Origin of the sequence: Pseudomonas sp. G2-4 (genome assembly GCF_030064125.1) — a bacterium.
Taxonomy (GTDB): Bacteria; Pseudomonadota; Gammaproteobacteria; order Pseudomonadales; family Pseudomonadaceae; genus Aquipseudomonas.
Genome location: NZ_CP125957.1, coordinates 5,033,413 through 5,054,023, shown reverse-complemented (window position 1 = coordinate 5,054,023; position 20,611 = coordinate 5,033,413). Strand labels below are relative to the sequence as shown.

Annotated in this window: 23 protein-coding genes and 1 pseudogene; 12 read left to right on the top strand and 12 right to left on the bottom strand. The window is 59.7% G+C overall.

Features of this window, described 5'->3' with window-relative positions; all coding sequences use genetic code 11:
- Positions 1 to 11: 11 nt before the first annotated feature.
- A complete protein-coding gene (gene scpB, locus QNH97_RS22080; RefSeq protein ID WP_283553903.1) occupies positions 12 to 977 on the top strand; it encodes an SMC-Scp complex subunit ScpB in 966 nt (321 codons plus the stop codon).
- 353 nt (positions 978 to 1,330) lie between these two features.
- Complete coding sequence (rluB, locus tag QNH97_RS22075; RefSeq protein WP_283553902.1) at positions 1,331 to 2,566, top strand: 23S rRNA pseudouridine(2605) synthase RluB; 1,236 nt, start codon at positions 1,331 to 1,333, stop codon at positions 2,564 to 2,566.
- 208 nt (positions 2,567 to 2,774) lie between these two features.
- Here the strand turns inward: rluB and QNH97_RS22070 are convergent, their stop codons facing one another.
- Positions 2,775 to 3,740 carry a M29 family metallopeptidase gene (locus QNH97_RS22070; RefSeq protein WP_283553901.1) on the bottom strand — a complete coding sequence of 322 codons (966 nt, stop codon included), beginning with the start codon at positions 3,738 to 3,740 and terminating at the stop codon, positions 2,775 to 2,777.
- A gap of 92 nt (positions 3,741 to 3,832) precedes the next feature.
- The gene (locus tag QNH97_RS22065) at positions 3,833 to 3,970 is read right to left on the bottom strand and encodes a hypothetical protein (RefSeq protein WP_003178782.1); all 138 of its coding nucleotides are present in this window, start codon (positions 3,968 to 3,970) and stop codon (positions 3,833 to 3,835) included.
- 746 nt (positions 3,971 to 4,716) lie between these two features.
- On the opposite strand from QNH97_RS22065, the gene QNH97_RS22060 reads away from it, so the two are divergent.
- Both QNH97_RS22060 and arfB read left to right on the top strand, forming a co-directional pair.
- The gene (locus QNH97_RS22060; protein ID WP_283553900.1) at positions 4,717 to 6,135 is read left to right on the top strand and encodes an amino acid permease; all 1,419 of its coding nucleotides are present in this window, start codon (positions 4,717 to 4,719) and stop codon (positions 6,133 to 6,135) included.
- A 163-nt stretch (positions 6,136 to 6,298) separates the two neighbouring features.
- On the top strand, positions 6,299 to 6,712 hold the full coding sequence (gene arfB, locus QNH97_RS22055; protein ID WP_025215135.1) for an alternative ribosome rescue aminoacyl-tRNA hydrolase ArfB: 414 nt from the start codon (positions 6,299 to 6,301) through the stop codon (positions 6,710 to 6,712).
- On the opposite strand, the gene QNH97_RS22050 is transcribed toward arfB, so the two are convergent.
- The 4 genes from QNH97_RS22050 to QNH97_RS22035 all read right to left on the bottom strand — a co-directional run bounded on the left by QNH97_RS22050 (position 6,709) and on the right by QNH97_RS22035 (position 9,600).
- On the bottom strand, positions 6,709 to 7,908 hold the full coding sequence (locus QNH97_RS22050; RefSeq protein WP_283553899.1) for an MFS transporter: 1,200 nt from the start codon (positions 7,906 to 7,908) through the stop codon (positions 6,709 to 6,711). The two genes, arfB and QNH97_RS22050, sit on opposite strands and share 4 nt — an antisense overlap.
- Positions 7,909 to 8,010: 102 nt before the next feature.
- Positions 8,011 to 8,244 (bottom strand): hypothetical protein, encoded by a 234-nt coding sequence (locus tag QNH97_RS22045; RefSeq protein ID WP_283553898.1) that lies wholly within the window; start codon positions 8,242 to 8,244, stop codon positions 8,011 to 8,013.
- Positions 8,245 to 8,281: 37 nt separating this feature from the next.
- Complete coding sequence (locus QNH97_RS22040; RefSeq protein WP_283553897.1) at positions 8,282 to 8,422, bottom strand: hypothetical protein; 141 nt, start codon at positions 8,420 to 8,422, stop codon at positions 8,282 to 8,284.
- Between the two features lie 155 nt (positions 8,423 to 8,577).
- Positions 8,578 to 9,600, bottom strand: coding sequence for a transporter (locus QNH97_RS22035; protein ID WP_283553896.1), 1,023 nt, complete (start codon positions 9,598 to 9,600; stop codon positions 8,578 to 8,580).
- 258 nt (positions 9,601 to 9,858) lie between these two features.
- On the opposite strand from QNH97_RS22035, the pseudogene QNH97_RS29615 reads away from it, so the two are divergent.
- Together QNH97_RS29615 and QNH97_RS29610 are read left to right on the top strand one after the other, a co-directional pair.
- Positions 9,859 to 10,551 (top strand): annotated as a pseudogene (locus tag QNH97_RS29615) (methyl-accepting chemotaxis protein); the annotation flags it as partial.
- A gap of 165 nt (positions 10,552 to 10,716) precedes the next feature.
- Complete coding sequence (locus QNH97_RS29610; RefSeq protein WP_502944552.1) at positions 10,717 to 11,484, top strand: methyl-accepting chemotaxis protein; 768 nt, start codon at positions 10,717 to 10,719, stop codon at positions 11,482 to 11,484.
- Positions 11,485 to 11,559: 75 nt separating this feature from the next.
- On the opposite strand, the gene QNH97_RS22025 is transcribed toward QNH97_RS29610, so the two are convergent.
- On the bottom strand, positions 11,560 to 11,865 hold the full coding sequence (locus QNH97_RS22025) for a PepSY domain-containing protein (RefSeq protein WP_053124450.1): 306 nt from the start codon (positions 11,863 to 11,865) through the stop codon (positions 11,560 to 11,562).
- Between the two features lie 151 nt (positions 11,866 to 12,016).
- The gene (locus QNH97_RS22020; RefSeq protein WP_283553894.1) at positions 12,017 to 13,144 is read right to left on the bottom strand and encodes a glycerophosphodiester phosphodiesterase; all 1,128 of its coding nucleotides are present in this window, start codon (positions 13,142 to 13,144) and stop codon (positions 12,017 to 12,019) included.
- 240 nt (positions 13,145 to 13,384) lie between these two features.
- Between QNH97_RS22020 and QNH97_RS22015 the strand changes: the two genes are divergently transcribed.
- Positions 13,385 to 13,711, top strand: coding sequence for a DUF2025 family protein (locus QNH97_RS22015; RefSeq protein ID WP_283553893.1), 327 nt, complete (start codon positions 13,385 to 13,387; stop codon positions 13,709 to 13,711).
- Between the two features lie 146 nt (positions 13,712 to 13,857).
- Here QNH97_RS22015 and QNH97_RS22010 read toward each other — a convergent pair whose 3' ends face one another.
- Positions 13,858 to 14,568, bottom strand: coding sequence for a CTP synthase C-terminal region-related (seleno)protein (locus QNH97_RS22010; RefSeq protein ID WP_283553892.1), 711 nt, complete (start codon positions 14,566 to 14,568; stop codon positions 13,858 to 13,860).
- A 14-nt stretch (positions 14,569 to 14,582) separates the two neighbouring features.
- On the opposite strand from QNH97_RS22010, the gene QNH97_RS22005 reads away from it, so the two are divergent.
- Complete coding sequence (locus QNH97_RS22005; protein ID WP_283553891.1) at positions 14,583 to 15,530, top strand: LysR family transcriptional regulator; 948 nt, start codon at positions 14,583 to 14,585, stop codon at positions 15,528 to 15,530.
- A gap of 3 nt (positions 15,531 to 15,533) precedes the next feature.
- Here the strand turns inward: QNH97_RS22005 and QNH97_RS22000 are convergent, their stop codons facing one another.
- Positions 15,534 to 16,142: a TetR/AcrR family transcriptional regulator gene (locus tag QNH97_RS22000; protein WP_283553890.1), complete on the bottom strand. Its 609-nt coding sequence runs from the start codon at positions 16,140 to 16,142 to the stop codon at positions 15,534 to 15,536.
- Positions 16,143 to 16,328: 186 nt separating this feature from the next.
- Here QNH97_RS22000 and QNH97_RS21995 point away from each other — a divergent pair, with 186 nt between their 5' ends.
- The gene (locus tag QNH97_RS21995) at positions 16,329 to 17,384 is read left to right on the top strand and encodes an MBL fold metallo-hydrolase (protein ID WP_283553889.1); all 1,056 of its coding nucleotides are present in this window, start codon (positions 16,329 to 16,331) and stop codon (positions 17,382 to 17,384) included.
- Between the two features lie 15 nt (positions 17,385 to 17,399).
- Here the strand turns inward: QNH97_RS21995 and QNH97_RS21990 are convergent, their stop codons facing one another.
- Both QNH97_RS21990 and QNH97_RS21985 read right to left on the bottom strand, forming a co-directional pair.
- Entirely contained in the window at positions 17,400 to 17,717 is a 318-nt protein-coding gene (locus QNH97_RS21990) for a helix-turn-helix domain-containing protein (protein WP_025215121.1), read from the bottom strand.
- A gap of 82 nt (positions 17,718 to 17,799) precedes the next feature.
- Positions 17,800 to 18,576: an AraC family transcriptional regulator gene (locus tag QNH97_RS21985; RefSeq protein WP_283553888.1), complete on the bottom strand. Its 777-nt coding sequence runs from the start codon at positions 18,574 to 18,576 to the stop codon at positions 17,800 to 17,802.
- Positions 18,577 to 18,688: 112 nt separating this feature from the next.
- Here QNH97_RS21985 and QNH97_RS21980 point away from each other — a divergent pair, with 112 nt between their 5' ends.
- The 3 genes from QNH97_RS21980 (at position 18,689) to QNH97_RS21970 (ending at position 20,608) form a co-directional block, all read left to right on the top strand.
- On the top strand, positions 18,689 to 19,501 hold the full coding sequence (locus QNH97_RS21980) for a sulfite exporter TauE/SafE family protein (protein ID WP_283553887.1): 813 nt from the start codon (positions 18,689 to 18,691) through the stop codon (positions 19,499 to 19,501).
- 64 nt (positions 19,502 to 19,565) lie between these two features.
- Positions 19,566 to 19,949 (top strand): hypothetical protein, encoded by a 384-nt coding sequence (locus tag QNH97_RS21975; RefSeq protein WP_283557529.1) that lies wholly within the window; start codon positions 19,566 to 19,568, stop codon positions 19,947 to 19,949.
- Entirely contained in the window at positions 19,949 to 20,608 is a 660-nt protein-coding gene (locus QNH97_RS21970) for a DUF6933 domain-containing protein (protein ID WP_283553886.1), read from the top strand. Before QNH97_RS21975 ends, QNH97_RS21970 begins: the two co-directional genes overlap by 1 nt.
- Positions 20,609 to 20,611: the final 3 nt, after the last annotated feature.

The following is a 20,611-nucleotide window of genomic DNA, read 5'->3' as shown; positions in this document are numbered from 1 at the left end:
CGAGCAAATCAATGAATCTGACTGAACCCCGCGAGCTGGCGCCCTTGCTTGAAGCTTTCCTGTTGGCTTCGGGAAAGCCGCAATCGATGGAACGGCTGTTCGAACTCTTCGAAGAAGGCGAACGGCCGGAGCCGGCCGTGTTCAAGAAAGCCCTGACTCTTTTGGGTAAGTCCTGCGAGGGGCGGGCTTTCGAACTCAAGGAAGTGGCTTCCGGTTATCGCCTGCAGATTCGCGAGAAGTTCGCGCCATGGGTCGGGCGTCTGTGGGAGGAGCGGCCGCAGCGCTATTCCCGCGCCATGCTCGAAACCATGGCACTGATTGCTTATCGCCAACCGATCACTCGGGGCGAGATCGAGGACGTGCGCGGCGTAGCGGTCAACAGTCACATCGTCAAGACACTGCTGGAGCGCGAATGGATTCGTGTGGTTGGCTATCGCGACGTACCCGGCAAGCCTGCCATGTTCGCCACCACCAAGGGTTTCCTTGATCACTTCAACCTGAAGAACCTGGATGACCTGCCGCCCCTGGCCGAACTGCGGGAGCTGGAACCCGAACCGATGCTGGAGTTCGACGACGTGCCGGTGCCCCAGGGCCTGCAGGAATTGGCCGATGCCAGCGCAGAACCGGAAGAACCCAAGGAGGAGACCAGCTTCCACACGTTGTTGCTGGAGCTGGACACCATGGAAGAAGGCCTGAAGACCGATTTCGACGACCTGCTGCGTGAGGGGCCTAGGCTTGAAGGGGAGCCGGATAAGCTGGCGGAGCCCGACAGCGAGGTGGAACCAGAGCCAGAGCCAGAGCCAGAAGCGGAACCGGAACCGGAAGAGGACATCCTCGGCGTTGCCGAAGCCCGGGGGAAACTGCTGGCCGCCGTCGCCGCCCTCCAGCCGCCGGAACCCGAACTGAGCGACGAAGAAGCCGAAGCCCGGGCCTTGGCCGAAGCGATCGAAAACGAACGGCGCCAGCTCGACGACTGATCCGATTTTTTGGTGACTGGACCACCGCTATCGCGAGCAAGCTCGCTCCCACAATGGATCTGCGATGGTCACAGGAGCCCTGCACACCCCAATTCCCTGTGGGAGCGAGCTTGCTCGCGATAGCGGTCTGACAGCCAACGCTGGCAATCGCGAGCGGGCTAGCTCCCACAGGAGTCGTGCGCCGCACCGGTCGGCGGAAAAAGTACCGGACGTTCGTCGATCAGCTAGTCTCTGATGCGCAATCGCCTCAACAGGCGTATGATTCGCGACCCTTCGGCGAAGCCTTCGCCAAAGACCCGTTTTCAAAGCGTCAGGCCAAGCGCCTGACCCGACCACACCGGGAGGTGCCCAGAATGAAAGACCTAGACCAGAACGACAGCCAGGAAATCGGCCCAGCAGGCGAGAAGCTGCAAAAGGTTCTCGCCCGGATCGGCGTCGGCTCGCGCCGCGACGTGGAAGCCTGGATCACCCAGGGCCGGATCAAGGTCAACGGCAAAGATGCCACCTTGGGCCTGCGTGTCGACATGCACGACGCTATCACCATCGATGGCAAGGTGATCAAGCGCGAAGAAGCCGCCGAAGCGGTGCGCCGCGTGATCATGTACAACAAACCCGACGGTGAGATCTGCACCCGTGACGACCCGGAAGGCCGTCCGACCGTGTTCGACAAGATGCCGCGTCCTAAAGAAGGCCGTTGGATCAACATCGGTCGCCTGGACATCAACACCACCGGTCTGCTGATGTTCACCACCGACGGTGAACTGGCCAACCGCCTGATGCACCCGTCCTACGAAATGGACCGCGAATACGCCGTGCGCGTGCGGGGCGAAGTCGACGACGAGATGATCGAGCGCCTGAAGGCTGGCGTGGTGCTGGAAGACGGCCCGGCGCGTTTCACCGACATCAAGCAGGCGCCGGGAGGCGAAGGTTTCAACCATTGGTACCACTGCGTCGTGATGGAAGGCCGTAACCGTGAAGTGCGGCGTTTGTGGGAGTCCCAGGGGCTGGTGGTCAGCCGCCTGAAGCGCGTGCGTTTCGGCCCGGTGTTCCTCAACTCTGACCTGCCGATGGGCCGCTGGCGCGAAATGAGCCAGTACGAAGTCGACATCCTGGCGGCCGAAGTCGGCCTCCAGCCTGTGGCGATGCCGCAGATGACCGCCAAGAGCAAGGACAAGCTGGAGCGGATGCAGCGCAAGTCTTCGCGTCCGATGGGCAAGACCGAGCGCGTGCGTACGCTGCGCCCGGCTGCCGAGGGCGCGCCGACCGGCCCACGTCCTTCCCGCGAGCCGCAGATCGAAGGCGAACGCCCGGCCCGTAAGCCTGCGGCACGCCAGGACGGTGAGCGCGGCCCGCGCACGCCACGTCCGGCCAATGGTCGCACTGAGCGCGGCGAAGGTCGCGGTGCTCCTGCTGGCCGTGGCACGCCAGTGGCCGATCGCCCGGCTGACACCAAGCGCCCGGCCAAGCCAGCACCGAAAAAGCGCCCGGGCATCGTCCTGGTCGACCGCGACACGCCATCGGGCAAGCGCCGTGGCGCACCGGCAGGTTCCGGGCAGCGTCCGGGGTTTGGGCGTCGCAAGCCGGAGTGATCGGCGAGCGCCCATGAAAAACGCCAACCTTAGGGTTGGCGTTTTTTTTTGGCCTGGCTTTAGTGATGTGGCGCAGATGGGGCCGCCATCGCGAGCAAGCTCGCTCCCACAGGGGTCTTCAGCGAATGGAAGATTTGCATTCAACGCCGTCCCACTGTGGGAGCGAGCTTGCTCGCGATGGCGGCATCAGCCTTACGAAAACCCCAACCTAGAGTACAAACCGCCCATCAAACATCCGTTCATTGTCCAGCGCCAACACGCCGCTCTCGAAAATCAGGTCCAGGTGATGGCTGCCCTTGGCCCCGCCTCCGAGCCCCAGGTGCAGGCCGCAATGGCGCTCCTCGAAACCGGCATTGCGGGCATAAAGACTCTTGACCCCCTCGTTGGTGCCGATTCCCAGTTCCTCGATGCGACGGTTGGATGGGTTGGCGTCCAGGTACTTGTTGAAGTCGTGTTCCAGGCCCGGCACGTCGGTAGCGATTTTCTGGATGGTCGAGTCTTCGATCCACAACTCCAGCGGCGATTGCAGCACTCCGTACTTGCGGGCGAACGGGATGGTGCTCAGGAACGTACCGACGAATTTCACCTGGCCATTGATGGTGTCGCTGTGGGTGGCGATTTCGCCGGGGGCCAGGTCATAGTTGCCGAGGCCGTTGATGTCGGTCCATTTCTTGACGCTGTTGAGGTCGGTGTCGAAGTACGAGCCCAGGTCATCCTGGAAGCTCAGGGTTGTCGCTTGGGACATCCGCCGGATCAAGTGGCTGTTGAGCCCGGCGATACGCTGGGGAATGACGCTGAAGGTGTCGTAGAAATAATCGCCGTAATCCTTGAACAACAGCGACTTCTTCCAGTTGTCCGCCATCACACCTTGCAGCGCGCGGACAAAGTCCGGGCCGTCGGGGCGCGGGTTGGGCAAGGTGGATGAATCGTAGAAAAAAATATACAGATCGCTGTCGGCAATCGCCTTGGACAGGCGCTCGGTGGATTCAAGGTCCAGGCGCATGGCGCTGAACCGGAAGGGTGAGCCGCTGCCAGCCTGTTCGGCGATGGCACCGGTCAGTGCTTCGTAGTCGGCGGTATGGCCGAGCAACACCTTGGCGGACTGGATGCCGGCCAGGGCGGGATGATGTTCGAGGTAGTAAAGGAAATGTGAGATGGCTCGTTGTGTGTCCATGCTTATTCTTCCCTGACAAGTAGAGTGGCTTTCCTGACAACCGGCAGAAAGCGGCGGAGTCGATCGGCCGGATCGCCTCCGCCGGGCAATGCCTACAGAGGCCACATCGCCGTGCCGAACGGAACGACGGCGTCGGCTTGCATCATTTCAACGGCGGCTTCATGGGTCGGTGCTTCAAACCATTCGTCCAGTTGCAGTTCGGTTTCCAAGTCTTTGTCCAGTGCTTGCATAGTGAATCTCCTAGATGACTTTTACGGAAAATTGCGGAGCGAGTCGGCGAGCGAAATCTGACCGGAAGCTGCACCGCAAAACTTGGCGACACGACGCATCGGCAAGTCGCTGAAACCTAGTCCAGGGTTTTTTGGAATGCAAAAAAATAATTTCATTTTATTCTTTTGAATTTTTTATTCCATTTTTTGCGAGGAAATTACTCATTCAAAAACAGCTGTCTGGCGATTTTTTTTATTAGGTAGCTACCTACCGTCAATTTGCAGGCAGTTGAAGGAAAATTCCTACTTGGAAACCATGCGTTACACGTTGTAAAGAAATCCTTACGAATTTCCCTTGTCGAGTTGACCCAAAACGGCAATTTCAGAAGTTGTAAGAAAAAGCTTCCGCCGCGCCCGCGGTAGGGGGCTTACCGAGGCTCTGGCCCGATTGTTTCAACGCGGCGGGAAGGGTGATATGCGTCCCAGTGTCTGGTAGCAGGGGGGCGGCGGTGTACAATGCGCCGCGTTTTTCTGTGACCCTATGCGTACCCACGCACTTTCAAGGTTATCCGCCTTGTTCACTCCGCCACGCCACAAGCGTGTCGGGTTCGATTTCGTCACAGATAAAAACAAGCAGGTGACGCATGACCGTTGTAAAAACGCTGAATTCCTGGTGCCTGCGCTGGGGTTTGATCGGCGCTGCTTGAGATCCGATTCGAGCGGCAACGTCCAACGAGCATCATCAAACCTTGCGTGAGACCTTTTTCATGAGTGGACAAAACTCGCATTCAGGCGAGCTGAAACGCGGCCTGAACAATCGACACATTCAACTGATCGCCCTCGGTGGCGCAATTGGCACCGGCCTGTTCCTCGGTTCGGCGGGGGTGCTGAAGTCAGCCGGTCCGTCAATGATCCTCGGCTACGCCATTTGCGGCTTCATCGCCTTCATGATCATGCGCCAGTTGGGGGAAATGATTGTCGAAGAGCCGGTAGCCGGTTCCTTCAGTCACTTTGCCCACAAGTACTGGGGCGGATTCGCCGGGTTCCTGTCGGGGTGGAACTGCTGGATTCTCTACATCCTGGTGGGCATGTCCGAGCTGACGGCGGTGGGCAAGTACATCCACTACTGGGCGCCGGACATTCCGACCTGGGCCTCGGCCGCAGCGTTTTTCATCCTGATCAACGCCATCAACCTGGCCAACGTCAAAGTCTTCGGCGAGGCCGAGTTCTGGTTCGCGATCATCAAGGTCGTGGCGATCGTCGGCATGATCGCCTTGGGCAGCTACCTGCTGGTCAGCGGTCACGGCGGGCCACAAGCCTCGGTGACCAACCTGTGGGCCCACGGTGGGTTCTTCCCTAATGGCGTCAGCGGCCTGGTGATGGCGATGGCGATCATCATGTTCTCCTTCGGTGGTCTGGAGATGCTCGGCTTCACCGCCGCTGAGGCCGACAAACCGAAAACCGTGATCCCCAAGGCCATCAACCAAGTGATCTACCGGATCCTGATTTTCTACATTGGCGCCCTCGTGGTGCTGCTGTCCTTGACGCCTTGGGACAGCCTGCTGAGCAGTCTCAACGCCTCAGGCGATGCCTACAGTGGCAGCCCGTTCGTGCAGGTGTTCTCGATGTTGGGCAGCAACACGGCGGCGCACATCCTCAACTTCGTGGTGCTGACCGCCGCACTGTCGGTGTACAACAGCGGCACCTACTGCAACAGCCGTATGCTGCTGGGCATGGCCGAGCAGGGCGATGCGCCCAAGGCCCTGGCCAAGATCGACAAGCGCGGCGTGCCGGTGCGTTCGATCCTCGCTTCGGCTGCCGTGACTCTGGTGGCGGTGCTGCTGAACTACTTGATCCCGCAGCATGCGCTGGAGTTGCTCATGTCGCTGGTGGTCGCGACCCTGGTGATCAACTGGGCGATGATCAGCTACTCGCACTTCAAGTTTCGCCAACACATGAACCAGACCCGCCAGACGCCGTTGTTCAAGGCGCTGTGGTATCCGTATGGCAACTACGTCTGCCTGGCGTTCGTGGTGTTCATTCTGGGCGTGATGCTGTTGATCCCCGGCATCCAGATCTCGGTGTATGCGATCCCGGTGTGGCTGGTGTTCATGTGGGTGTGCTATTGGATCAAGAACAAGCGCAGTGCCCGGCATGAAATGGCCGTGGCAGCGGCTGCCAAGTAAACACGAAACCCTGTGGGAGCGAGCTTGCTCGCGATGGCGTTGGGTCAGCAGTATCAAGGGTGACTGACACACTGCAATCGCGAGCAAGCTCGCTCCCACAGGGATAGGTGTTGGCTGGGGAATTCGGGGTATTCTGTGGGTCCTGATAGCGGACCCTTTTCCCATGCTGGCGATTTCCAACACTGTGCACATCCCGGACGCCGAAATCGAGCTGACGGCCATCCGTGCCCAGGGTGCCGGAGGGCAGAACGTCAACAAGGTGTCCAGTGCGGTGCACCTGCGCTTCGACATTCCTGCCTCATCCTTGCCCGAGTTCTATAAGGAGCGCTTGCTGGCCCTGCGCGACAGTCGCATTACCAGCGACGGCGTATTGATCATCAAGGCCCAGCAATACCGCACCCAGGAACAGAATCGAGCCGATGCCCTGGAACGCCTGGTCGAACTGATCCTCAGCGCCACCAAGGTGGAAAAGAAGCGTCGCCCGACCAAACCGACCCTGGGCTCGAAAAAGCGTCGGCTGGAATCCAAGACCAAGCGCGGCTCGATCAAGGCCGGGCGCGGCAAGGTGGACTTCTAGCGTCTCTGCCGTTCTTCGCGATACCTCGGCGCCTGACGGTACAGATAGACGCTCAGTGCCAATCCGCCAAGGGCCGCCAGTGCGGCGAACAAAAAGATCGAGGCAAAGCCGAAGCCCGCCGCCACTGCACCGGCCAGTGGCCCAGTGATCCCCAGCGACAAGTCGATGAACAGCGAATAAGCCCCGACCGCCGCGCCACGGCTGGAGGCTGGCACCAGATTGACCGCCTCCACCCCCAGCGCCGGGAACACCAGGGAAAAGCCGAAACCGCTCAACGCTGCGCCCGCCAGGGCCCAATGGGCGTCCGGTGCGAGCCACAGCAGCAACAGACCGAGGGTTTCCACCGACAGGCAGGCAATCGCCACGCGGAAGCCGCCCAGGCGGTTGATCAGGTTACCGAACAACAAACGCGCGCCGATGAAGCTGGCGCCGAACAGGCTCAGGCACAACACCGCGTTGTCCCAATGCTGGGTGGCGTAGTACAGGGTGATAAACGTGGCGATGGTGCCGAACCCGATGGAGCCCAGGGCCAGGCCACAGCCGTGCGGCAGGACGCGCCCCAGCACGTGCATGAACGGCAGGCGTTCGCCGACGACAATGGGCGCAGCGGCCTTGCGCCAGGCCAATGCCAACCCCAACAAACCCAGCAGGATAATGCTGACGCCCATGCTCCACAGCCCCAGGCGATTGACCAGCCACACCCCCAGCGGTGCACCAATCGCCAGCGCGCCGTAACTGGCGATACCGTTCCAGGAAATCACCTTGGCGGTATTGGCCGCACCGACCCGGCCGATGCCCCAGCCAATCGAACCCGAGCCCACCAGGCTTTCCGCACTGCCCAGCACCAGGCGCCCGATCAACAGGCTGATCAGGCTGAACGTTGGCAGGTGGGGCGTCCAGGCAGACACCAGCATGAACACACCGCTCAACCCGCAGCCGGCGAGGCCGAACATGACCGCACGCTTGCTGCCCAGGTTGTCGATGATTCGTCCTGCGTACGGACGGCTGAGCAGGGTGGCCAGGTACTGCACGCTGATCACCAGGCCGGCGACCACCGCGCCGAAACCCAGCTCGCCATGGACGTACCCGGGTAGCACGGCCAGGGGAATGCCGATATTCAGGTAGCCGATGAAAGTGAACAGGACGATGGAAACGACTTGCAGCGTGACCGCCAGGGGGCGCTGGGAATCTGACATGGGGAAAAGGTCCACGGAGCAGCTGGATAGATAGGCTGCTTATGATAACGGCGACCGTGGTGGCAGGGCGTGGAAAAGTAAAACTATTTGCCCAGTGGTGATTCAGCGGTCGTTTTGTCCCGCGACAAGGTGCGTGGTGACCAGGGCGGCGAGGGCGTTTTCTTCGGTGCCGAAACGAGCCAGCAGGGCGGCTTGTTTCTCGGGAGAAAGGCGTGTCCAGATTTCGACCATTTTCTCGGCGGTGCCGATCAGCACGCTGGCTTGGGTTTCGCTGAAGGTGGGGGTGTTGTCGGTCATGGTGCGGGGCTCGGGATTCAGGCAGTGTGGAAAGCGCATCTTAGCGCTTTCCACACGGTCTGGTGGTGCGGGTCAATCAGTCTTCGCTGTCAGCCTGGCGGCGTTCAGTGGCTTCTTTCGGCTCGGGTTGCTGGGCAGGTTGCCCCCCGGCTTGTAGCGTGGTCGTCTGCTCAGTGTCGTGCAGGCTTGGGAAGGGGAGATTAGGGATCTCGTGCATATCGCGCTCCTCGCAAAGTCTGTGGATAGATCTGGTAGATCCGCGCTTTTAAAAAGCCTGGGCAGGATACCCCAGGAGAAATGACAAAAAGACTTTTAAATCCCGCTGTGCCGACAAAAGGGGTTGTCTGGACAGGTCATGTTCAATGCTCCGACTCAATAGTCGCGACGCTTGCGAAACGCCCATCGGCCAGCAATCAGCGTAAAGGTTGCCACCAGCGCCACCAGGATCCAGAAACCTTCGGGATCGCTGGCCAGCGGAACGCCGCCCACGTTCATGCCAAAAAAACCGGCAATGATGTTGATGGGCAGCGCCAACACCGTGACCACGGTCAGGGTGAACAAGGTGCGGTTGCTTTGTTCGTTGAGGTTGGCGGCGATTTCTTCCTGCAGCAGCTTGATCCGTTCGCCCAACGCGGTGAGGTCGTTGATGATCAGGGCGAATTCCTCGGTGGATTTGCGCAGCTCCTTGACGTCTTCTTTCTGCAACCACTGCGGCGGGCGATTGAGCAGACGCAGCAACGACCCCGGCTCCAGGGCCAGCAAGCGCTGCAGGCGCACCAGTACCCGACGGTTGCTGCCCAGTTCGGTGCGGTTGGTCGACAGTTGCGAGGACAGTAACTGATCCTCGACCTGGTCGACGCTGAGACTGGTCTTGCGCACGATCTGGGTCAGCACTTCGCCTTGGTCGCGCAACAAATGCACGAGCAACTCCAGTGGCGAGCGAAAGCACTCGCCGGCCTTGACCGACGAGCGCAGCTTGTCGACCGAGTGCAGGGGCTGTAACCGCGCGCTGATAATCAATCGACTGTGAACGCACACCCACAAGGTGGAGACATCCGAGGACACCATGTTGCTGAGGTTGAACACGACATCGTTCACCACGGCCAGCAACGCCGAGTCGACATGCTCGATGCGGGTCGAGCGCGAGCCTTCGTGCAAGGCTTCGAAAAATTCCTCGGGCAGGGCCAGATGGCTTTTCATCCAGCGCTCGCACGCGGCATGAGCCAGGTTCAGGTGCAGCCAGAGGAACTCGTCTGATTCTTGGGGGTGTTGCAGGCTTTGCAGGGCTTGCGCCGAATCGATCTCTTGTCCACGTTCGCCGGGGCGGAAACGAAATCCGTAAAGCAGGCCGAACAGGTCCGGGTCGCGGTGGCTTTGATCGATGCTGTGGTTCATGAAATCTCGCTGGCGGGAAGTGCCTGTGGCGGCTACAGGTTCACTTGAATGGCATCATCGCAAGCTTTCTTGATGGTTTTGTGACAGTTCTATTCGTGCTGCCAAGCTGGTGTTACCGGCAGTCGCCAAAGGCTCAAGAATGCCCCCGACAGGTCGATGCTATGTTCATATCCCCTGCATTCGGGGTCCGACGTTGGGTGCTACGGACATGGAGGTCAGGATGTCGTCCCTGTTTTTTCTGCCTAGAGATTTCCTCCCATGTTTCTACAAAAATCCCTGAGAGCCCAGATTCTGGCTCTGTTGAGCGGTAGCCTGTTGGCCATGCTGTTGATCGCCCTTGCGTCCTTCCATTTCCTTTCCAGCGGTGTCCAGAGTTACCGCAATCTGATCGATGGCCCATTGCGTGCTTCGCAGTTGATCGACGAGGCTAACCTGCAGTTCAAGGTGCAGGTACAGGAATGGAAAAATGTCCTGCTGCGCGGTAAGCAGCCCGCGGAACTGGATAAATACTGGAAGCAGTTCGAGGCGCGTCAGCATGATGTCCAGAGCATCCTTGGTGAATTGAGCGAGCGTGAAGGTCTGCCGGCGCCAATCAAGACACGTATCGAGGGCCTGCGTGATGAACATCGTCAGTTAAGTACGGCCTACCAAAAGGGCCATGATGCATTTGTCGCCTCCGGTGGTGATTCCGCGGTGGGTGATGCGGCGGTCAAGGGCGTGGACCGTGCCGCCAGTGAGCAAATGAGCGCGCTGGTGGTGGAGCTGCGCAAGCTGGGTACCGAGCAATCGGTGCTGATCAGTGCCAGTGCCGATCGCACGATTATGCTGGGCACCCTGGTCATGCTGGTGTCGGGCGTGCTGATTGGCTTGTTCAGCCTGTGGCTGGTCAATCGCAACTTGGTTCAGCCGATCCGTAACCTGATCGAATACGTGACCCGATTGAGTCATGGGCGTTTCGCCGAGCGTGTGACGAGCAACCGTCAGGACGAGCTGGGCAATTTGGCGGTAGCGGCCAACACCCTGCGGGATTTTCTTGCCGAAACCTTTGCCCGCCTGCAACGCAGTGCCACGGAGCTGGACAGTGCCAGCGGTGAACTCAGTGCCATCGCCAGCCTGATGAGCCAGGGCACCAGCGAGCAATTCGAGCGCACCGATCAGGTGGCGACGGCGATGAACGAAATGTCCGCCACGGCCCAGGAAGTGGCCCGCCACGCCGCTGACGCTGCGAGGGCGGCCGATGACGCCGATCAATCGGCGCAGCAGGGCGAGAAGGTCATGCAAGGGACCATCCACACCATTACTCGCATGCGCGGCGAGATCGCCAACACGGCCACGGTCATCCGTCAGTTGGAAACCGACAGTGGGCGCATTGGCAAGGTGTTGGAGGTAATCCGCGGGATTGCTGAACAGACCAACCTGCTGGCCCTCAACGCCGCCATCGAAGCTGCGCGAGCGGGGGAGGCGGGGCGCGGTTTCGCGGTGGTCGCCGATGAGGTGCGCAGCCTGGCCCAGCGCACGGCGTCATCTATCATCGAGATCAACCAGATCATCCAGACGGTGCAAACCGGCGCGGTGGACGCAGCCCACGCCATTGAGAGTGGACAGTCCCGTAGCGAGGAAAGTGTGGAACAGGTGACCCAGGCCGGTGTAATGCTCGAACGCATTACCCAGGCTGTCGAAGCCATTCGCGACATGAATCGCCAGATCGCCACTGCTGCGGAAGAGCAGACGTCCGTGGCCGAAGACATCTCACGTAACCTGACTGAAATCACCTGCATTGCCAGCACCAACCTGGACAACGTGCAGCGCACCGAAGCTGCCAGCCAGGATTTGCACGACTTGTCGGGGCAGTTGAATGAGGTGACCGCACGGTTGAGTGCCTGACGGTCGTTTGCGGTAGTTATAAACGCAAAAAAGCCGCGCAACTCGAAAGTTGCGCGGCTTTTTTGTGCAGATGAATCAAGTGTCTTGCTTGTTGCTCAGGACCTTGCCGGTAGTCGCGTCGAAGTCAACGTCAAACTCTTTGCCATCGGCAGTCTTGAGTTCCACTTCATACTCATAACCGTTGAAGTGGTTATCCAGGTCGGTGTCGGTGATGGTGGCCCCTGGGTGCAACTTCAGGGCTTCTTCGTTCATTGATTCCAGGGACTTGATCTTGCCTTCCTTGACCAGTTGCGGAATCTGGTCGATTCGAACGTCAGCCTGGGCCAGACCAGCGGTGAGGGTCAATGCAGCAGCGGTGAACAGGGCAGTCAACGTTTTCATAAGTACTTTCCTTGGTGTCATTAAAGGCGTGTTTCGTTTAAGTGAGTTCAGATTATCTCTGGCAACTTAATTCACCCTTAATTCGGAAAACTTTTGAAATCCAGGATAAAAGCCCATGGGACTAAGCCGTTGTCCCATGGACGCGTTCGGGTCAGTAACCGTTCTTCTCCAGCAACTGGGCCACGCTGCCCGTGTCGGGGCGCTTGAAGTACTTGAGCAGTTCACTGGCGCGGTTGGTGAAGATGCCATCCACGCCGGCATCCATGACTTTCTTGAAGTCCACCGCTTCATCCACGGTGTAGACATGCACCAGCAGGCCCTGGTCATGGGTGTACTGGTTCATCCACGGTTGCACCAGGTCCGAGTAACTCTGGCTGCCGCCATGGGTCAACGCCGCGGAAGGTCCGGTGCCGGCGGCGCCTTGGGCCTTGGCGTACTGGACCCATTGCTCGAATTCTGCCCTGTCCTTGGGTTCCTGCTTGGCGTAGTAAGCCGCCTTGTCCTTCTCGCCGGACTCGGCAAATGTCACCTTGGACTTAGACTCGATGTAGCCATCACCCACCCACAACAGCAGCACTTTCGGCACTTTCGGCATTTCTTTATGCAGCAGTTCGAGGCTGCTCTTTTCGAAGGTCTGCAAGACCACTTTGCCCTTGCCTTGACCGACCCCGGTGGCGCGCTTGGCCAGTTTGGACCCGGAGGGGATCAGCCAGCCGCGGTCCTGCAGTTTCTCTTTCAGATCGCGTTCGATGCCGGGGAACAGCTTCGGCTCTTTGGTCTCGATGTACAGCCCCGGTTTGTGCTGCGGGTTACCCTCGGCGATGTTGATCACTTCATCGAGGGTGAGGATTTTCAAACCCACGAACGACGGTCGAGCGCGATCCGGGTAGGTGGTGTTGAACCAGCTGCCGGCATCGAGGGTTCTGAGTTCCGCCATGGTGAATTCGTTGGCGGTGCTGTCCTTGCGCTCAGGGAATTTTGTCGCGACATCCGTGGTACGCAGCAGGCTGTCGTCATGCAGGACGAACAACACCCCATCCTTGCTGCGTTGTAGGTCCAGTTCCAGATAGTCGGCGCCCAGGTCGCGGGCCAGTTTGTAGGCGGCGGCGGTGGATTCCGGCGCGTCGAACGAGGCGCCGCGGTGGGCGATGACGGCTGGATGAGGAATGCCCTGAAGGGCTGCCAGGGCCTTGGGGCTTGGGGTCTCGGCAGCCTGGGTCTGGCCGAAGCCGAGCAACAGGCTGAGCATCAGGGCGCTACGGGTGAAGGTGAGAGGCATACTCGAGGTCCTTTCGTAGGTTTCGCAAAGACCTCTCTTTTAACAACTGAATGCTATCGGCGCTATCGCTATACCGACATAAACCTGTGCAAAGCGATTTTTCCCACGCATTTTCAGGATGCTTTGCAGTACCCTTAGCGCATCAGTTTCCCCGGCAGAGGGAAACCCGAAGCAGCGTTACTTGCCTAGCGTGTAAACCATCGATCAGACGTCCCGAGGGACGCATCCATGAGGTTTACCATGCGCACCACTTCGACATTCATCTGCCAGGCCGCTGACCAACTCAAGGGATTTGTGGGCTTGAACCGCAAGACCGGCCACTACATCGTACGGTTCAGCGAAGACGCCTTTGGCATGGACGTGGCCGATGACGGCATCATCCCCACCAGCGAATTTGTCTGGGTCCCTGTGGCGGACGGCACCATGGCCCTCAAGCGCGAGCGGATCCAGTTGTTGCTGGATCAGAACATCGACGACCGGATCAACCTCACCGAACCTTTGCGGGTGTACATGGCCCGCAGTGATTTGCCGGAAATTATGGCAGTGCGGCAGTTGGTGGAAGGCTGAGCCTCGCTCTTGAATTGAACAGAAGGCCCTGTGGGAGCGAGCTTGCTCGCGATGGCGGACTGTCAGTCGATATCAATGTTGACTGGTCCACCGCTATCGCGAGCAAGCTCGCTCCCACAGGTTTTGTGTTTTTGCCGAGGGTGGTGCTATGACATTGACTTGGCACAGGCTTCGACAAACGCACTGACCAGCGGCGGCACACGGCCTTCCAAGGCTGCACGCTCAGGCTGGAACAGCGTCGCCACAAAAAACGGATGATCGCGCAGTTCCACCGCTCGCAGGTCGCCGGCCGAATCCCGGGCCACGGCGTGCAAGCGTTCGCCGAGCAAGTCTTGTTCAAATTGTGGATTGACCCCAAAGCGGCATCGATAACCTTCGAATACCGTCTGGCGACCGTAGGCCTTGGCAATCAAGGAATCCGCTTCGAGCTGGAGGCTGTCGATGGTTTCGATCAAGGCACAGCTCAGCGGCGTCAACAGCACCCGTTCCGCTTCAGGGGCGGTTTCGCCATGGGCGGCGTCGGCCCAGCCCATCACATTGCGGGCATATTCCAACACCGCGTGCTGAAAACCGCCGCAGGTGCCGAGGAAAGGGCGACGCTGTTCGCGGGCAAAACGAATGGCTTGCAAGGCGCCGTCTTCGTTTCGGTAAGGAGTGTTGGGCACGCACCAGACGCCGTTGTAGTCGTTCAGCACGTTGTGGTCAGCGATGGAGTCGGTTGCCAACCAGTGGAAGTGAATGTCTTGGCCTGTTTGCCTGGCGATGAGTTCAAGGGCGATGGGGATCGCCCGGTGAGCTGTTACCTGGGGGTCGTAGTCGCCGACCAGGGCGATGTGCAAAGGACGCTGGTTTTCCATGAGAGATTCGCCGCTTGTTGATTCCTGGTTGCCACTATAGATTGGCGTTCACGCAATCAATATTGGCGTTTGCCCAAGTGATCAATGCATCGACGCACTATCGTCTGGATTACCCCGATCTTTCCCTGGTCCTGGCGCTGGTCCGTGGCGGCTCGCTGGCTCGGGCTTCGCGGTTGCTGAAAGTGGACGTGTCCACGGTGTTCCGTTCGGTACGTCGGTTGGAGGCGGCCCTGGGCCAGGGCTTGTTCGAGAAGAGCCGTGCCGGGTACTTGCCCACGAGCCTGGCCCAGGCCTTGGCCGAACAGGCTGAACGTGCTGAGCAGGCGCTGGAGGCTGCGCGTATCGGCGTGGAGCAGGGCGGCGAGGTTGTCAGCGGCACGGTGCGCCTGACGTGCACGGACTCGGTCCTGCAAGCCTTGTTGCTGCCCGCGCTGGCGCGGTTCATGCCCGCCTACCCGGCGTTGACGCTTGAACTGAGCACCTCGAACGACTTCGCCAACCTGAGCCGCCGTGATGCCGACATCGCGTTGCGTTTGACCCGTACGCCGCCGGAACACCTGGTTGGTCGAAAACTCGGCGACGTGGCTTACCGGGTGTGTGCCAGCGCCACGTATATGCGCTCGGCGAATCCCGATGAACTGGCTTCCATGACCTGGATCGCCCCGGACGACTTCCTCCCCGATCACCCCACCGTTGTCTGGCGCCGTCAACAGCTACCCGGTGTAGTGCCTGCCTATCGCTGTAACAGCATGCTTTCGGTCACCGAGCTGGTGCGGGCTGGTTTGGGCGTTGCGGCGCTGCCGGACTTTCTGATCGACGAGCGCCAGGGCCTGATACCCTTGGGCGAATCGCTGGCAGGGTATGACACCGCGCTTTGGCTTCTGACCCGCCCAGACTGCCGCGCCTTGCGCTCGGTGGTGACATTGTTCGATGAGTTGGGGCGCAATCTGCGCTGCTCCTGACGCTCAGGCCTGATAGCGGGCCAGAAACATGTCGAGGGCCGATTCGATCACCCGTGTCTGTTCATCCTGAGTCAGGCTCGGCTGGCCCATGGAAATCTGCGGCCAGAAGGCGAACGTCTTGAGCAATCCATGCATTTGCTGGGCTGCAAAGGCCGGTTCCACGGGCTTCAACTGGCCATCGGCCTGGGCCAGGCGAATCCAGGCGGTCAGGCCTTCTTCGCGCTCGCCCATGCGCCCAACCATGTCCTGGGCCCGCTCGGGGGAATGAATCGTTGCGGCGATGGCGATGCGTGCCAGGTCGAGGAAGTTCTCGTCCGCCAGCATGCGCAACTTGGCTTGCAGCAAAGCCTGCAGTTGCTCCCGTAGCGGTTTTTCGCAGCGGTAGGACACGTCCTGTTCTGCCGTAATGCTGTGCCATAACCGATTCAGAATCTCGGCAAACAGCGCTTCCTTGCTGGGGAAGTGGTTGTACACCGTGCGCTTTGACACACCGGCAGTCGCAGCGATCTTGTCCATGCTGGTGATCTCGAACCCGCTGCTGCGGAATTCGGCAATCGCGGCCTGGAGGATGGCTTCGCGTTTTCGCTCGGTAAGGCGCAGCGGTACGGTCATGGGCATTCGTCGGTTGGGGAGGGGAGGATTTACACTCGGCAGTTTACTTGCTCACAAGATTCATGCAATCTAGAAACTACACCGAGTGGTGTAGTTTGCGAGTCAAGCGGCTGAGCGTGCATGCAACGGCCATCCAGCGTCCCACAACGGCGAAGCGCGATTGCGACGACGTCCTTGGAGTTATCGATGACCACTCCCTCCTTTTCCGACAACCCGTCTGCCCAGCCTTCATCCCGGCATGAACAGGGCAAGTATCGCAATCACGCATTCACTCCGCGGCAAGGGTTCGGCACCACCTTGCGCATCATCTGGAACATGACCTTCCATAAGCCACGCGCCACCCGGCCCGAGGGCGCCATTGAGGTTCAATCGCTGACGCGCGCCGCTTTGCTGGCAGCGCCGAACAGCAGTGTCTGGCGCCTTGGCCATTCCACCGTGCTGCTCAAACTGCGGGACAAGTTCTGGCTGACCGATCCAGTTTTCTCCGAGCGCGCCTCACCCGTGCAATGGCTCGGGCCGAAGCGTTTTCATCAGCCGCCCATCAGCCTGGAAGAGCTGCCGCCGATTGAAGCGGTCATCCTTTCCCATGATCATTACGACCATCTCGATCATCAGGCCATCCTCAAGCTTGCAGACAAGACTCGCCATTTCCTGGCTCCCCTTGGCGTGGGTGACACCCTGATCAAATGGGGCGTCGACGCCAGCAAGGTCCGTCAGCTCGATTGGTGGCAAGGCACCGAGGTCGAGGGTATCGAGTTCATTGCCACGCCATCCCAACACTTTTCCGGTCGCGGCCTGTTCGACAGCAACAGCAGCTTGTGGGCGTCATGGGTGATGATCGACGGTGCCACCCGGATTTTCTTCAGCGGCGACACCGGCTATTTCGACGGTTTCAAACGCATCGGCGAGCAATACGGCCCCTTTGACCTGACGCTGATGGAAACCGGCGCCTATAACGTCGATTGGCCCCATGTCCACATGCAGCCGGAGCAAACCCTGCAGGCTCATATCGACCTCAGGGGCCGTTGGTTGCTGCCGATCCACAACGGCACGTTCGACCTGGCGATGCATGCCTGGTATGAACCCTTCGATCGCATCCTGGCCCTGGCCTGGGAACGCAACATCTGCATCACCACGCCGCAAATGGGCGAAGCATTCACCCTGACACAGCCGCAACGTGGCCAGGCCTGGTGGCTGAATGCGGAGCCCTCGGCTTACCAGGACCAGCCCGACATGGCCTGACCCCCGACGCATCGATCATTCGATCATTGCGTAGTCTGGCCGCTCCATCGGGTCCGGCGTGGCACCCTTGATGTTCATGCCACGCCCCGGTGCGAAGCCGGGAAAGAACACCAGGCCTTCGGATTCCAGCCGAAAGGCCAGGGCCAGGCGGGTCACGTCGAGCAACTCGCCCCCGGCTTCGAAGCGGCGGATGGCCTGGACCGAAACGCCGGACTGCCGCGACAGCTCCTCGACACTCCAGCCGAGCATGGCTCGGGCCTGTGCGCTGTGGGCGGGGGTGAATTGATAGACAGCGATGCGTTGCAGGGTGGTTTTGATTGCGAGAGAGGCCATGGGAGTTCTCCAGAGCTGTGGATTCAAAAGTACTGTGTTTTTGTACAGTTGTTTTGAATCCGGATCAATCTCATTTTTTTGATCAATGACCAGCGGCCGCTTCTTGCCAGGCGCTCGGGGCTTGACCCAGCACCCGGCGAAACATGGTGGAGAACGCCGCAGGGCTGTCGTAGCCCAGATCGAGGGCTATGCGGGTCACCGAATGGCCCTCAGCCAAGCGAGGCAGCGCCGACATCACGCAAGCCCGTTGTCGCCACTGACTGAAGCTCAGCGTGGTTTGCCGACTGAACAGCCGATTGAACGAACGCAGGCTGACTGGCAACTGCGCGGCCCATTGCGCGGGCGAGGCGTGGGCGTCGGGATGTTTCAGGAATGCCTGGCACAGGCCCAGCAGGCGCGGGTCTTTCGGCAATGGAAGGTGCAGCGGTAAATGGGTGCTGCGCAACAATTCGTGCAGCAGCAGGTTGATCAATGCGCCGTCCCGTCCAGCCTCGTCATAGTCCGGGGCAAGCGCCACGGCTTCCATCAGCAACTGACGCATCAGGGGCGAGACGCTGATGACCTGGCAACGCGCGTCCATGGCCGTCACGGCGGCCGGTTCGATGTAAAGGCTGCGTGTACTGACGCCCACCATCAACACCTCATGGGCGACGCCTGGCGGAATCCACACCGCCCGTTGCGGCGGCACCACCCAATTGCCCTCCGCCGTGCTGACCTGCATCACACCAGTGGCGCCATACAGCAACTGCGCCCGGCGATGATGGTGCAGCGGCAGTAAATGCCCATGGGGGTAATCGGTGCCAATGGCGACGACGGCCCTGGGCGTTGCATCCAATAAATCGATCGAAGTGTTGCGCATCGAAGGGCGACTCGCGATTGGCGTAAACGCGAATATTATTGGCCGGTTTGCTACAGCGGGCCAACCCTCGTTTACCTATCGTGGACGCCTCCCATTCCACGGACTTCCCTAGATGTTCTACGTATTGCTCGCCTGTTTCGGCTGCCTGAGTGGCATGACCGCCGTGCTGTTCGGGTTCGGCGGCGGTTTTGTCGTGGTGCCCTTGATCTATCGCCTGCTGATTTCGCGCCACGCAGGTGACGTTATCGGAGAATCGGCGATGCACATCGCCGTGGCCACTTCCACCTGCGTCATGATCGTCAACGCCCTGGTTGCCACTCGAAAACATCACCGCGCCGGTCAGCTGCTTCGTCAATACTTGTGGCCGTTCGGCGGCTTCATCGCCCTGGGCGCGACCCTCGGCGCAACGGCTGCCACCTGGATGAGCGGCGAGATTATCCGCTACGCTTTCATTGCCTACCTGGGCCTGACCATTTTGGATTGCCTGCTGCGGCGAGGTTTTCTGACACGCGCTAGCGGTGCTGTCCCACGACTCCTGTCGGCGATGGAGACGACGGTGGGGGGCGCTGCTGTCGGAATCATTGCCACGTTCCTGGGGGTTGGCGGCAGTGTCATGACCGTGCCGCTGCTGCGCCGTTGTGGTCTGGGCATGTCCCAGGCCACGTCGATGGCCAATCCGCTGAGCTTGCCCGTCGCGTTGGCCGGTACTGTTACCTACATGGCCTTGGCCGGCTTCACCGGAACGGACCTTGGACCGTGGTTCGTTGGTTATGTGGACTTGCTGGCCTTCGCTGTACTCACGCTCGGCGCGCTATTGGGCATCCGCCTGGCAACGCCGTGGATCGGACGGATACCGGATCGGCTGCATGCGCGGGTGTATGTGGGGTTGTTGATGTTGGTGATGGGTGGGATGTTCAGCGGTTAGTATTGACGAACAAGCGGCAGGGTAGAGATTTACTCCGCATGATTGAGAGGAGTTGCATATGCATATGCCTATCCCGGAAAAAGACTGGAAAGTATTCAAAGGGCTGCGTGAGTTGGCGCTGGAGCGTTTTTGCCAGGGTGTACTGATCGATGCCATGACGATAAGTGAACGCGGCGCACTAACGGCACACGCCCGATACCTAAAGCTTTATAGGTTGATGGAGGATCGCGACAAAGACCTTGCCAATGCCTTTAACCATTTCAGTCGGTCAACTGCGAGAATGTGCCTGGCGCTTATGGTCATGCACGACTTGTTGACCGAGGCCGAGTTGTCCGTGTTAAGCGCAGAAACGCTAAACGGAATCAGCTATGTGGTTCGTCAACCCTATGAGCTGGAGTGGGGGCCAGAGACTGTGCCACAGGATCAATACACGCGAAGAGCTCCCTGATGCTGATATTCAACTGCACCGAAGCGGCGAGCAAGTTCTTCAGCCGCGTACATAAGGGCAAAAAAATAACGCCCGTTGAAGCTCCACCAGAAAATGAGCCAACGGACGATCTACCCAGCGAGCAATGGCTGGTCCATGCCGTCACCCTTCAGCGCGAGCATGTGCTGTTCGTCATGCACTTTGGAACGCGCTACTGCATGGTTTTTTCCGGTACCAATAAAGCCGATCTTCAAGGCTTTATTCAAAAATTCATGCTGCGCTGGATCGATGGCGTGATGCAGCACGCGGCGCGAACCGGTGTGCTGGAGCAAATTGATTTCACATCCACGTTTGAACGTCTCCAGGCGGGTGAAAGCCAATACCACTTTTACAGGCGCGGCGACCGTAGTGTTCAAGGCCATCTCAACGAAATTGTCTGGATGTTCACTGATCAGACGATGGAAATGGGCCTGCCTGCGGACGAGATCGCGGCCAATCAATGTGATCGCAGGCTCAACGGTATGCTTAAGTGCCTCAAGGGCCAGAAAGACTACATTGTACCGAATGAAGAAATGCTGATGCATTGGTTCAAGCACTATTGCGGTGTCAGTGATGCCGACGTTGCATCTGCACGCGGGCGGTACAAGGCATTGATGCGCGAAAGCGCAGCCTTTGAGTGAGCT